Genomic DNA, 13,041 nt, shown 5'->3' on the forward strand with positions numbered 1-13,041 from the left:
GGCACATCACCCTTTCTGTGGAACGGAGGAGACCGACGCGACGAGGGCCAACGGGCGGACCGGTGAGCCGGTGCCGCCGACGATCTTCAGCGGCGCGAGCACGAACCCGAACTCCGCTACCCGGTCCCTCGCCAGGCCCTCGAGATCGAGGTGCTCGATGATGTGCACGCCGTGCTCGACGAGCAGCAGCCGATGCACGGGCAACGAGCGGTGGCCGGCACCGGCAGGGATCCGTTCGTAGGCGGTCGTGTCGGCGCCGGTGGCGCGGACACCACGGTCCGCGAGCCACGACGCGGCGTCCTCGGTGACGCCGGGGACGCCCGTCTCCTGCCCGAGGTAGGTGGTGGGATCCGTCCAGTGCCGTGCCCAGCCGGTCCTGACGAGCACGACGTCGCCCCGGGACGGTTCGACACCGGCGTCGCGCGCCGCGCTCCGCAGGTCGTCGGCGTCGACGCCCCGGCCGCCGGCCAGGGTGTCGAGGCCGTGCAGCCGGGCGACGTCGAGCAGGATCCCCCGGCACACCATCGGCGCGATCTCGTCGGCGCCCAGCCTCGACATCCGGCCGCCGACCTGGTTCTCTGCCGCGGACAGGCCACCGTGGAGGAGTCCCTCGAAGGACACGTGGGCGAGGGCGTCGACATGGGTGCCGACGTGGCCGCCGGTGACGATCAGCTCGTTGGCCGCCGAGCTCCCGTCGGCTCGCACCATGTCACCGTGGCGGCGCAGCAGCGCCAGCCGAAAGCCCGGGTGGTTCGGAGAGCACGGCATCCCCGATTCGAACGGCTGCGCCAGGTCGTACACGGTGACGCCACGGGCGATGGCCTCGAGCAGAGTGTCGCTCATGTGACGCCCGTGTCGCGGAGCTGCGTCAGGTCCTCCGCGGTCAGCCCGAGGGCGCCGTACACCTCGGCGTTGTGCTCGCCGAGGCGTGGGCCCGCCCACCGGACGGCGCCCGGGGTCTCGGAGAGGCGGAACGGGACGTTCTGCATCCTGAGCGGCCCGAGGTCGGGGTCGTCGAGGGTGACCAGGGAGCCGAGCGCGGCGAACTGCGGGTCGTCGAGCACGTCTGCGGCGTCGTAGATCGGCGCGACGGCGGCGTGGGCACGCTCGAACTCCTCGATCACCTCGGCCCTCGTGCGTCGTGCGATCCAGTCGCCGACGGCCGCGTCGAGCTCGTCCGCGTGCGCGGCCCGCCCGCTCCCGGCGGCGAACCAGGGCTCGTCGACGACGTCGGGACGACCGACGAGGCGCATCACCCGCTCGGCGACGTTCTGCGCGCTCGTCGAGACCGCCACCCATCGCTCGTCCTTGGTGCGGTAGGTGTTGCGAGGCGCGTTGTTGGACGACCGGTTGCCGGTGCGCTGCTGGAGCACGCCGAGCTGGTCGTAGACGGTCGGCTGCGGGCCGAGCACGGTGAGGATCGGCTCGATGATCGCCAGGTCGACCACCTGCCCGCGGCCGGTCAGGTCGCGTGCGCGCAGGGCCGTGAGCACGGCGAACGCCGTCATCATCGCGGCGATCCCGTCCGCGAGGCCGAACGGCGGCAGCACCGGAGGGCCGTCGGGCTCTCCGGTGATGGCGGCGAACCCGCTCATCGCCTCGGCGAGCGTGCCGAAGCCCGGCCGATTGGCGTACGGGCCGAACTGCCCGAAGCCGGTGACCCGCGCGAGCACCAGGCCCGGGTTGTCGCGAGAGAGCACGTCGTAGCCAAGACCCCAGCGCTCCAGGGTGCCCGGCCGGAAGTTCTCGACGACGACGTCGGCATCCGCGGTGAGCCGTCGGAAGAGGTCCTGTCCCTCCGGTGTGCCGAGGTGCAGGGTGACGGCGCGCTTGTTGCGCGCGAGGAGCTTCCACCAGAGCCCGATGCCGTTCCTGCTCGCACCGTGGTGACGCACCGGATCGCCCTGCGGATGCTCGACCTTGACGACATCGGCGCCGACGTCGGCGAGCATCGTCGCGGCCATGGGGCCGGCGAACAGCGTCGCCACGTCGACGACCTTGAGGCCCGCGAGAGGTGTCGGTGCCGGTGTCACGACGACACCGGGCCGGTCCAGCCGAGTGCCTTCGAGACCTCTTCTGCCGCCTTGCGGACCTTCGGAGCATGCTCCTCGATCGCCTGGGCGTCGAACCGCTCGGTCGGTCCGCACACGCTCACGGCGCCGAGTACGTCGCCGTCCATGCCGAACACCGGAGCCGCCACCGAGCCGACCCCGCGCTGACGTTCGCCGATGGACCCGGCGTAACCGGCCTTCGCGATCTCTTCGAGCTCGGCGCGGAGGGCGCCGGGGTCCGTCACGGTCTTCGGCGTGACGTGTTCGAGGCTCCCCGCGAGGATGCGCTCGCGGGTCTCGGCGGGGAGGAACGCCAGGATCACCTTGCCGCTGCCACCGGCGTGCAGCTGGTGCGGGCGGCCGAGCTCGAGAACGACCTTGACCTCCTGGGGACCCTCGAACTGGTCGAGATACACGCGGGCGGTCCCGAGGAGCTCGGACAGGGAGGTGGTCTCCTGCGTCTCCTCGCGCAACCGGCGCAGCACCGGACGCGCGGCCCGCCGCAGATCGAGATCGCGCATGGCTCGGGCTCCGAGGGCCACGGCGGCCCGACCCAGCTGGTACCCGTGGCCGTCGGGGTGGAGCTCGACGACCTGTCGTGAGGCCAGGGACTGGAGGATCCGGTGGACGACCGCCTTGGACAGGCCGAGCTCACGTGCGATCGCGCTGACTCCCAGGGACGCAGGTCCCCTGGTGAAGAGCAGCAACACGTCGGCGACCCGGGCCGCTGCCTCGGTACCGCTCGACCTGTGCGTTTCCTCTAGCGGAACGATTGGTCGACGTGCCATCCAAGTCCCATTCAGTCCATAGCGGGGAATCCCCTAGATACTAACGGAATCCTTGACCGTCGACGCAAGGCCGTGTTTACATCATCCTCGGCGAGTGTTCCGCTGACAGGATCAACCAGTCCTGCGAGGAACCCGCACCACCGGGGGAGGACCTCGACTCCTCGACGGCGCGGTTAGGGGAAGCATGACGACGCGAGAACGGGGGCCGGCGCGGCCGGGAGGCGGAGACGATCCTCCCGCTGACGCCCGGTACGCCCCGGTCGTCGCCGACTTCGCGTCAGCACTCGACTTCGACGACATCCCTTCCGACGTCGTCGACAGGGCCGTGATCGACATCATGGACGCGCTCGGGTGCGCGATGTTCGGGCAGAACCTCACGATCGCCCGACAGCTGGAACGCGCTCTGCTCGAGCCGGCGGGCGCGGGACCCGCGACGATCTGGGGCAGCGACAGGACGGCCGCACCGGAGACCGCGAGCCTCGTCAACGGAACGCTCGTCCACTCCTTCGAGCTCGACGACCTGCATCACACTGCGATCCTGCATCCCGGTGGCGTGGCGCTGTCCGCCGCCCTGGCGCTCGGTGAGTCGGTGGGTGTGTCGGGAAGAGACCTCCTCACGGCGCAGGTGGTCGGGATCGAGGTCAGCAGTCGCGTCGGACTCGCGGTCGGGCCCTCCATGCTCGGCAGGGGCTGGCACAACAACGGCGTGCTCGGCGTCTTCGCGTCCGCGTCCGCCGCGAGTCGCGTCCTCCGGCTCGATCCCGCGGCGACGAGAAACGCCCTCGGGGTGGCCGGCAGTCTCGCCGCGGGACTCATGGCGTCGCAGTACGGCTCGATGGTGAAGCGCATGCACGCCGGGCACGCCGCACAGACCGGTGTGCGATCAGCCGTCCTGGCGCGTGAGGGGTTCACCGGCATCGACGACATCTTCGCCGAGGGCTACGGGAACTTCCTGCCCGCCTTCGCCGACAGCTGGGACCGCGGCGAGCTGACCTCGGAGCTGGGGCGACGCTGGGAGACGTCGAACGTCGGCTTCAAGCGCTTCTCGTGCTGCGGGAGCAACCACAGCACGATCGACGTGCTCCTCGACCTGCGCGCGCGACACTCCTTCGTGGGTTCCGATGTGGACGAGATCGCCATCACGTGCTCGTCGTCGAATCGAGAGCATGTCGGTTGGCCGTACCGACCCGACACGGTCACGACGGCCCAGATGAACCTCGCCTACTGCGCGGCGGTGACGCTGATCGACGGCGAGTGCTTCGTGGAGCAGTTCGTCGAGGAACGCCTCGACGACCCGGCGGTGCTGGCGCTCGTCGACAGGGTACGCATCACGGCGGATCCGGCCATCGACGCACGGGGGAGGGCAGGTCGCCACGAGGTGACCGTCGACGTGCGGCTCCGTGACGGACGGAGGCTGCGCGGTGCCGCCACGTCCCCCCGCGGCAGCGCGTCCGCACCGCTGACCCAGGACGAGCTGATTGCCAAGTTCGTCCGGCTCGCATCCACCCGCATGGACCGTGGACGTGTCGACGTCCTCGTCTCCACCGTGCAGTCCCTGCCAGACGTGTCCGATGTGCGCGACATGACGAAGAAGCTCTCCCTGAGAGGAGCTTGACCAGTGCCACAGAACAAGCAGGCCACCGTCCGGCGCAGCTCATACGCACGGACGGCTGCCGTCGGGCTGACCGCCGTTCTCCTCGCGGCCGGCTGTTCGAACCCGGGTGGAGGTGGCGGCAGTGGCACCGAGGAGATGCCGAAGAGCATCAAGCTCGTCGTCCCGTACACCCAGGGCGGCGGCACCGACACCTGGGCGCGCGTGCTCGCACCCGAGCTGAAGCGGAACCTCGAAGGACAGCCGACCGTACAGATCGAGAACCTCCCAGGTGGTGAGGGAATCGCGGCCAACAACCGCTTCTACGATGTCGATCCGCCGGACGGCTCGAGGCTGCTGGTGGGCACCGGAACGTCGTACATCCCGCCACTCCTCGGGGTGTCGGAGGCGAAGTGCGACTTCAGCAAGCTGACGCCCCTGATCACCAACGGCACCGGGAGCGTGCTCTACGCCACCAAGGACAGCGGCGTGAAGAAGGCCGAGGATCTCGCCAAGCCGGCCACGCAGCTCAAGTACGGCGGCATCAGCGCGACCGGCTCCGACCTCGGTGCGCTCATCGCGTTCGACCTGCTGAAGCTCGACGTGAAGACGACGTTCGGCTTCGAGGGTCGTGGCCCGATCGGGCTGGCGCTGCAACGTGGCGAGCTGAACATCGACAGGCAGACGACGTCCGCGTTCAACGCCGAGGTGAAGCCCCAGGTCGAGTCCGGTGACGTGACCCCGCTGATGACCTATGGCGTCCTCGACGACGACGGCGCCATCGTCAGGGACCCCAACTTCAAGGATCTGCCCACGGTTCCCGAGGTCTACAAGACCCTGTACGGGAAGGAGCCGAGTGGCCCCGCCTACGCGGCCTACCGCACGTTCGCCGTCGGTATGTACTCGTTCGAGAAGGCGGTGTGGGCGAAGCCGGGAACACCCAAGGCCGTCATCGACGCGTTCAACGCCACCGTGCCCAAGCTGCGATCCGACAAGCGATTCACCGAGCTCCGGACGAAGGCCCTCGGGAACTATCAGCTGTCCTCCGGAGCGGAGAGCCAGAAACAGATCGACGAGGTCTTCGACGTCAAGCCCGAGACGCGCACCTACATCCTCGACCTGCTGAAGGACAAGTACGACACGACCGTCGAGTAGGCGATCGGTGGACTCCGGTGACGCGGGTGAGAGGAAGGAACGCCGGTGATTGACGCTGCCTGGACGGCGTTGGGCATGTTCGCTCAACCGGCGACAGTGCTGTACCTCGTCATCGGCATCGTGTTCGGACTCCTGGTGGGTCTCCTGCCCGGTCTCGGCGGGACGGCCGCGGTCGCGCTGCTGCTCCCCATGGTGTTCGCGCTTGACCTGCCACCGGAGCTCGGCCTGCCGCTGCTGGTGGGAGCGGTGGCGTCGGTCCACCACTCGGACGTGATCGCGGGGATCCTGCTCGGGATCCCCGGATCGGCGGGCGTGGCGATCATCATGCTCGACGGGCACGCGCTGGCGAAGCAGGGCAAGGCGGCGTCGGCGCTGTCGTTGTCGTTCCTGTGCTCGATGGCCGGTGGCCTGCTGGGCGCCATCGGGCTGACCCTGACGATTCCGATCGCCCGACCGTTGATCCTGTCCTTCGGGTCCCCCGAGATCTTCATGCTCAGCGTCCTCGGGATCAGCCTGGCCGCGCTGATCTCGACCGGGAACATGCTGAAGGGCCTCATGGCCGCGGTCCTGGGGCTCTTCCTCGGCTTCATCGGTGTGGCGCCCGCCGCGGCGGACTACCGGTACACCTTCGGCTCGCTCTTCCTGTACGAGGGTGTCGACCTCAGCTCCGTCGCCCTCGGCGTGTTCGGTGTCGCGGAGGTCGCCTACCTCGTCGCGGCTCGTGGCTCGATCACCAACACCATCAGCCTGTCCGGCAGCTGGATGGACGGCGTGCGCGACTTCCTGAAGTACTGGAAGCTCGTCCTGCGTGGCGCCCTGGTCGGCATCTGGGCCGGGATCCTTCCGGGCGTGGGCGCGACCGCCGGGAGCCTGATGGCGTACGGGCAGACGGTCGCGACCGCCAAGGACAAGAGCAGGTTCGGCAAGGGTGACCCCCGAGGGCTGGTAGGTCCGGAGAGCGCCAACAACTCCTGCGAGTCGGGTGACATGATCCCGACGCTGCTGTTCGGGGTGCCAGGGGGAGCGCCGGCCGCTCTGTTGCTCGGAGCGCTGCTGTTCTACGGGATCGAGCCGGGTCCGCGTCTCATGACCGACCACCTGGACACGGTCTACTCGATCATCTGGGCGTTCGCACTCGCGAGCGTCATCGCGTCGATCCTGTGCTTCCCACTGTCGCGGCCGTTGGCGAAGCTCACGACCGTGCCGTTGTACCGGGTGGCGCCGGTGCTGATGATCATCATGATGTTCGGCGCCTTCCAGTCGTCCAGCCAGTTCGGCGACCTGGCCATCGTCGTCGTGCTGGGGGTCCTCGGATACGCGATGAAGATGACCGCCTTCCCGCGGGCGCCCTTCCTCATCGGGTTCGTCCTCAGCAAGCCGCTCGAGCGCTACTACTTCCTCACCGAGAGCCTGTACCGGACGACCGACTGGCTCCGCCGCCCGTACGTGGTCGGCATGATCCTGGTGCTGGTGATCCCGCTGGCCGTCACTCTCGTGAAGAAGGCACGCCGCCGTCGCAGGGCCGCGGGGACTGCCGGGGACGAGGACCGGTCGTCGGTCGTCGCGACCGAGGGTGTCGACGAGGGGACGGGTCCGATGGGGAATCCGTGGTGGAGCCTGGGGGTCTGCGCGTTGACCGTGCTGGTCGTCGGCGGTGGCCTCGTCCTGAGCTTCGGCTTCCACCGCGAAGCCGCTCTCGCGCCGCGACTGGTGGCCGTGGTGGGTCTCGCATGCGGTGTGGTGCTGCTGGTGCAGAGCGTCCGGGCCCTCCGCCGTCGCGCGACGTCTCCCGAGCTCTTCCCGGCGGAGCTTCGGCGGGGTGCGGCGGCGTTCGGCTGGTTCGCCGGCTACGTGATGCTGATCTACTTCCTCGGTTTCGGCGTCGCCACCCTGGTGTTCGTGCCGGCCTTCCTGTGGCGCGTCGGCCGGGTCCGGCCGAGGGGGCTCGTCATCTACACGGCCGTGGCGGTGGCCCTGGTGGTGCTCGTCTCCTTCGCGCCGAACGTCGGACTGCCCGACGGGATGCTGCTCCCGGCGATCCCCGGGTTGGCCCGATGAGCACGCACGCGTCGACCACCGAGGTGCTGGCCGCGTTCGTCTCCGGCGCCGGCTACGACGACATCCCCGACGACGTGCGGACGCTCGGTCGCCGGATCCTCGTGGACGGGATCGGCGTGGGGATCGCCGGCGCCCATGCCGCGGAGTTCGCGCCGCTGCTGCGCTATGCCGACGGATTCGCGGGCACCGGGGCGGTGCCTTCGGTCGGCGGGCGCGACCTGGACGTCTCGTGGGCGGCCCTGCTCGCCGGCGCCGCGATCCATGTCCTCGACTACGACGACGTCCTGCCGGAGATGGGTCACTCCGCGGCAGTCCTGGTCCCTGTCGTCCTGTCCCTCGGACATGCACTCGGCTCGACGGGGAGGCAGGCCCTCACCGCCGTCACGGTGGGAGCGGAGGTGGGCGCGCGACTGGGCGCGGCGATGAACCCGGCGCACTACGGCATCGGCTGGCATCCCACCAGCGTCCTCGGCACGCTGGCGTCCGCTGCCGCCGCGGCGTCCCTCCTCGACCTCTCGCCGGACGAGACCGCGACGGCACTCGGTCTCGCCGCCGCGGCGGCGAGCGGGACGAAGGCGGGCTTCGGCAGCCTGACCAAGTGCGTCCAGGTGGGAGGCGCAGCACGGTCCGGCATCGAGGCGGCGTTGCTGAGCCGAGCGGGTGCGACGTCCAACCGCACCGTTCTCGACCGGCAGTTCGGCGGGTTCTGCGACCTGTTCTCGACCGAGACGGACCGTGCGGAGATCACGGCGGGCCTCGGTACCGAGTACGCGTTGGAGCGGCAGGGCATCAGGCTGAAGTTCCTGCCCTGCTGCGGAAGCATCCATTCAGCCGTGTACGGCATCCTCGCGGTGGTCGACGGACACGACGTCGACCCCGACGACATCGTCGCCGTGGTGACCGAGCTGGATCCGCGGCGCCTGCCGCACACCGACCGTCCGGTCGTGCGGTCGGGGCTCGAAGGCAAGTTCAGCGTCCAGTACTGCCAGGCGACCGCGGCGGTGAACCGCCGCCTGACGATGGCGGACTTCGCCGACGAGGTCGTCTCGGAGCCCCGCCGGCAGGAGCTGATGACCCGGATCGAGCTGCGGCCCGCGACGACCCCGCTGGACGGCGGCCCGTCGACGGGGTCGAGGGGAGCGCGGGTGTCGGTCACGACGAGGCGGGGGACGACCTTCGAGGAGTACGTCGCCGCGCCGAAGGGCGCGAAGGAGAACCCCTGCTCCGACGCGGACATCGAGGCGAAGTTCCTCGACTGCGCGGGCGTGCTGCTCGACGGGGAGCGGGCCCGATCGCTGTTCCGCGGTCTCCGCGACATCGACGGTGTCCGGGACGTCTCGACGCTCGTCGGCCCCGTCTGGGGCAGGACGTGACCACGTGACCGACGAGCAGCGCCGCATGTGATGCCGACCAGGAGGGATTCCCATGGCTGAGGGTGACCAGGACCGCGTGATCGTCGTCGGGGCGGGCAACGCCGCGCTCGTCGCCGCGCTCGCCGCGCACGAGCACGGTGCCTCCGTCACCGTCCTGGAGGCGGGGTCGCACGCCGACCGCGGCGGGAACAGTCGTTTCGCCGGCGCGATCTTCCGCTTCGTCCACGACGGGATGCCGGCGATCGAGCCACTCCTGGCGCCGGACGAGCTCGACCTGCTGCGGTACTCGGCCACCGCTCCGTACACGCGCGACGACTACCACGACGACATCATGGAGATGTCCGGCGGCCGTTCGGACCCCGATCTCATCCGGGTGCTGATCGACGAGTCGTACGAGACGGTCGCCTGGATGCGGGACCGCGGGGTGAGGTGGGAGCTCTCGACCCGCAAGTTCATCAAGGACGAGCAGTTGTCGGAGCAGGAGCCGTACTTCCTGCCGCCCGGTGGCGTCGTCCGTGCCGTGAACGCCGGGATCGGACTGGTCCAGAACCTCTTCGACGCGGTGGAGTCGACCGACATCGACGTCCGGTACGAGTCGCCCGCGCACCAACTGCTGACCGACGGGTCCACGGTGCGCGGCGTCCGGGTGCGGCGGCGGGACGGCTTCACGGACCTGACGGGACGGGTGGTGCTCGCATGTGGAGGCTTCGAGTCCAGCCCGGAGATGCGGTCGCGGTACCTGGGCGCAGGATGGGACCTGGTGAAGGTCCGCGGCACGCGGTTCAACACCGGCACGATGTTGGAGGAGGCGCTGCGTGCGGGAGCGGCGGCGTACGGGCACTGGGCGGGATGCCATGCCACGCCGGTGGCGCTCGACGCCCCGGACGTCGGCGACCTGGAGATCACGGACAGGTCGGCCCGACACTCGTACCCGTACGGCATCCTGGTGAACCTGGACGGTGACCGCTTCGTCGACGAGGGCGAGCTGTACTACCTCCACACGTATGCGAAGACCGGGGCGGCGATACGTGCGCAACGCCGGGCCGTCGGCGTGCAGATCTTCGACCAGCAGACCCTCCACCTGCTGCAGCCGAGGTATGCGACCCAGAAACCGGTGATCGCCGACACCGTCCACGAGCTGGCGGTGCAGCTGGGCATCCCATCCGGCGCGCTCGAGCGGACCGTGGAGGAGTTCAACGCGGCCGTGCCCGCCGACGCGACGGGATTCGATCCCCTGGTCGAGGACGGCCTGGCGACCACGGGGCTGTCGCTGCCGAAGAGCAACTGGTCGTTGCGTCTCGACCAGCCGCCCTTCGTCGCCTATCCGGTCACGTGCGGGATCACCTTCACCTACGGAGGTCTGCGGACCGACACGGACGCCCGTGTCGTCGACGCCCGCGGCGCCGCGATGCCCGGCCTGTACGCGACGGGCGAGATCACCGGCGGCTTCTTCTATCACAACTATCCGGGTGGATCGGGACTCATGCGTGGAGCCGTGCTGGGTCGCCGTGCGGGGACGAACGCCGCCCTGCTGCGCGACAACGGTGCGGCGTGAACACGTGGAGGAGAGAGGCGATATGACACTGACCGAGAGGCTCGTCGACCGCGTGCTCGACGTTCGCTACGACACGCTCGGGACCGACGTGGTGGAGATGGCCAAGCACGTCTGCCTCGACGGCGTCGGCGTGATCCTCGCGGGGTACGACGAGCCCCTAGGTGTGGGCCGCCTGGTGACCCGGTTCGTCGAGGACCTCGGGGGCGCCGAGCAGGCGTCCGTCTTCGCCGCGGGCTTCAAGACATCGGTGACCAACGCCGCGTTCGCCAACGGGACGATGGCCCACGCCCTGGACTTCGACAACACCTGGTACCCGCTCAACCATCCGATGTCGCCGACGCTGCCGGCCATCCTCGCGCTCGCGGAACACCACGGGTTCTCCGGCAGGGACGTCATCACGGCGATCGCCACCGCGTTCGAGGTGCAGGGCCGCCTGCGCCTGGCCTGCACGGGACTGCACACGGGCCGTGGCTTCCACAAGCCCGGCATGACGGGAACGATGGGGGCGACCGCGGCCGCGGTCAAGCTCCTCGGACTCGACCGCGACCAGGCGATCATGGCGTTCGGCATCTCGGGCTCGAGGGCGGGCAGCCTGAGCCTCAACACGGGCACGATGACCAAGTCGAGCCACTCGGGGCACGCGGCACGGATGGGCGTCGAGTCGGCCATGCTCGCCTCGATGGGCTGGACCGCGACGTCCGACGTCTTCGGCCCCCGGGGCTTCTTCGACACCTTCCTCGGCGACGAGCACGAGGACGAGCTGCTCCTCGAGCACTTCGCCGAGCCGTTCCGGATGGTCGATCCCGGCGTCGGGTTCAAGAAGCATCCGTCGAACTACTTCACGCACCGGCCGATCGACGCCGCGCTCGCGATCCGTGCGGAGAACACGTTCGATCCCGGTGACGTGACCTCGGTGGAGGTGCGGTTCCCCAGGTTCGAGTACGTCGACCGTCCCCGTCCCGAGTCGGGGCTCGACGGCAAGTTCAGCGTCCAGTACACGACGGCCACCGCGCTGCTCGACGGTCGGATCGGCATCGGCACCTTCACCAACGAGCGGCGGTTCGCCAGGGACGTCGACGAGTTCCTCGCCAAGGTGCACCTGGTCTTCGACGACGACATCCCGAACGACTTCCAGGACATGCACGTCGTGGTCACCGTGACGCTCGGCGACGGCAGGGTCCTCGAGAAGCGGGTCGACGAGCTGAGCGGGATGCACGGCGTCCCGCTCAGCCGTGACCAGCGCACCGAGAAGTTCCTGATGTGCTGCGAGCAGGTCCTGACCGACGGCGACGCCAGGAAGCTCATGGCCGAGGTGGAGGACCTCGAGAAGGCCGCCGACGTCCGCACGCTCACGGACCTGGCACGCGGGACCCGTGGAGACAAGAGGCGTGGAGGCCGCGAGGCATGACACTCCTCCTCGACAACGACGACGTCGCCGGCCTGATCTCGATGGAGGACTGCCTCGACGCGCTCCGGGTGATGTACCGCGAGTTCGACGCCGGTCGTGCGTTGACCCGGACGCGAAGCGACCTGCTCGTCCCCGGCGGCGAGGACGAGACGTTCAGCCTGAAGACGCAGGACGGCGTCGTCTCGGCGGAGGGAGTCGCAGCGGTTCGGATCAACTCCGACCTGTTGCGGTGGCCCACGGACGGCACCGGAACGAGGCGTCAGAAGGTGCCGCGCGCCGGCGGACGATGGGTCGGTCTCGTGCTCCTGTTCAGCACCTCGACCGGCGAGCCGCTCGCCATCTTCCCCGACGGCGTCGCGCAGCGGATGAGAGTGGCGGGCACCAGCGTGCTCGCGATGGACGCACTCGCCCGGCGCGAGGCGTCGAGGCTCGCGGTCCTGGGCGTCGGCTGGCAGGCGGAGGCCCAGGTGCTGGCGGCGACCAGGGTGCGGCGCTTCACCTCCGTTCGCTGTTTCGGTCCGACGGAGGACCGCCGGGTCGACTTCGCGGCACGCATGTCCTCCGTACTCGACCGGCGGGTCGACGCGTGCGGCTCGCCGGACGACGCCGTCCGGGAGGCCGACGTGATCCTCTGTGCGACCAACGCCATCTCGCCGGTCGTCCGGCCCGACTGGGTGCTGCCGGGTGTGCACGTCGGCGTCGTGAAGGTTCCCGAGGTACCGCGGGCGGTCGTCGACGCGGTCGACATCGCCGTCGTCCACTCACCACTCGCCAGTCCCGCGGTGATCGTGGCACGCGGAACGCGGTCGCGTGAGACCGAACCGACCGATGACGGGGCGCTCGACGCGACGACCGCACACGCGCTGCCCGAGCTGACCGACCTGCTGTCCGGGCGGCTCGGTGGACGGACGGGTGACGAGCAGACGTCGTGCTTCGTCAACAACGGGGGCCTGGGCATCCAGTTCGCCGCGATCGGCGCCCTGATCCACCGGCGCGCACGGGAGCGCGGGATCGGTCGGGAGCTGCCGACCGACTGGTTCACCGAGTCCGTCCATCCCTGAG

10 protein-coding genes are annotated in these 13,041 nt (G+C 69.8%); 7 read left to right on the forward strand and 3 right to left on the reverse strand.

Translation table 11 applies throughout. From position 1 onward, the window contains the following. Positions 1-6: 6 nt before the first annotated feature. From GEV10_00165 to GEV10_00175, 3 genes are read right to left on the reverse strand one after another with little or no spacing between them, the layout of a single operon-like run. Positions 7-843: a cyclase family protein gene (locus GEV10_00165; protein ID MQA76889.1), complete on the reverse strand. Its 837-nt coding sequence runs from the start codon at positions 841-843 to the stop codon at positions 7-9. Next, positions 840-2,054 (reverse strand): CoA transferase, encoded by a 1,215-nt coding sequence (locus GEV10_00170; GenBank protein MQA76890.1) that lies wholly within the window; start codon positions 2,052-2,054, stop codon positions 840-842. The genes GEV10_00165 and GEV10_00170 overlap by 4 nt, the downstream gene beginning before the upstream one ends. Then, positions 2,030-2,839, reverse strand: coding sequence for a helix-turn-helix domain-containing protein (locus tag GEV10_00175; protein MQA76891.1), 810 nt, complete (start codon positions 2,837-2,839; stop codon positions 2,030-2,032). The genes GEV10_00170 and GEV10_00175 overlap by 25 nt, the downstream gene beginning before the upstream one ends. Before the next feature lie 184 nt (positions 2,840-3,023). Here GEV10_00175 and GEV10_00180 point away from each other — a divergent pair, with 184 nt between their 5' ends. The 7 genes from GEV10_00180 to GEV10_00210 all read left to right on the forward strand — a co-directional run bounded on the left by GEV10_00180 (position 3,024) and on the right by GEV10_00210 (position 13,040). Then, positions 3,024-4,454 carry an MmgE/PrpD family protein gene (locus GEV10_00180; GenBank protein MQA76892.1) on the forward strand — a complete coding sequence of 477 codons (1,431 nt, stop codon included), beginning with the start codon at positions 3,024-3,026 and terminating at the stop codon, positions 4,452-4,454. Between the two features lie 66 nt (positions 4,455-4,520). Continuing rightward, complete coding sequence (locus GEV10_00185) at positions 4,521-5,585, forward strand: hypothetical protein (protein MQA76893.1); 1,065 nt, start codon at positions 4,521-4,523, stop codon at positions 5,583-5,585. 45 nt (positions 5,586-5,630) lie between these two features. Then, positions 5,631-7,643: a hypothetical protein gene (locus tag GEV10_00190; GenBank protein MQA76894.1), complete on the forward strand. Its 2,013-nt coding sequence runs from the start codon at positions 5,631-5,633 to the stop codon at positions 7,641-7,643. Beyond that, positions 7,640-9,016, forward strand: a complete 1,377-nt coding sequence (locus GEV10_00195) for a hypothetical protein (GenBank protein ID MQA76895.1) — start codon at positions 7,640-7,642, stop codon at positions 9,014-9,016. Before GEV10_00190 ends, GEV10_00195 begins: the two co-directional genes overlap by 4 nt. A gap of 52 nt (positions 9,017-9,068) precedes the next feature. After that, the gene (locus tag GEV10_00200; GenBank protein MQA76896.1) at positions 9,069-10,571 is read left to right on the forward strand and encodes an FAD-dependent oxidoreductase; all 1,503 of its coding nucleotides are present in this window, start codon (positions 9,069-9,071) and stop codon (positions 10,569-10,571) included. A gap of 22 nt (positions 10,572-10,593) precedes the next feature. After that, complete coding sequence (locus tag GEV10_00205; protein ID MQA76897.1) at positions 10,594-11,979, forward strand: hypothetical protein; 1,386 nt, start codon at positions 10,594-10,596, stop codon at positions 11,977-11,979. Continuing rightward, complete coding sequence (locus GEV10_00210) at positions 11,976-13,040, forward strand: hypothetical protein (protein MQA76898.1); 1,065 nt, start codon at positions 11,976-11,978, stop codon at positions 13,038-13,040. Before GEV10_00205 ends, GEV10_00210 begins: the two co-directional genes overlap by 4 nt. The last annotated feature ends 1 nt before the right edge of the window (position 13,041 follow it).

The sequence above is a fragment of the Streptosporangiales bacterium genome, from assembly GCA_009379955.1.
In the GTDB taxonomy this organism is placed as follows: Bacteria; Actinomycetota; Actinomycetes; order Streptosporangiales; family WHST01; genus WHST01.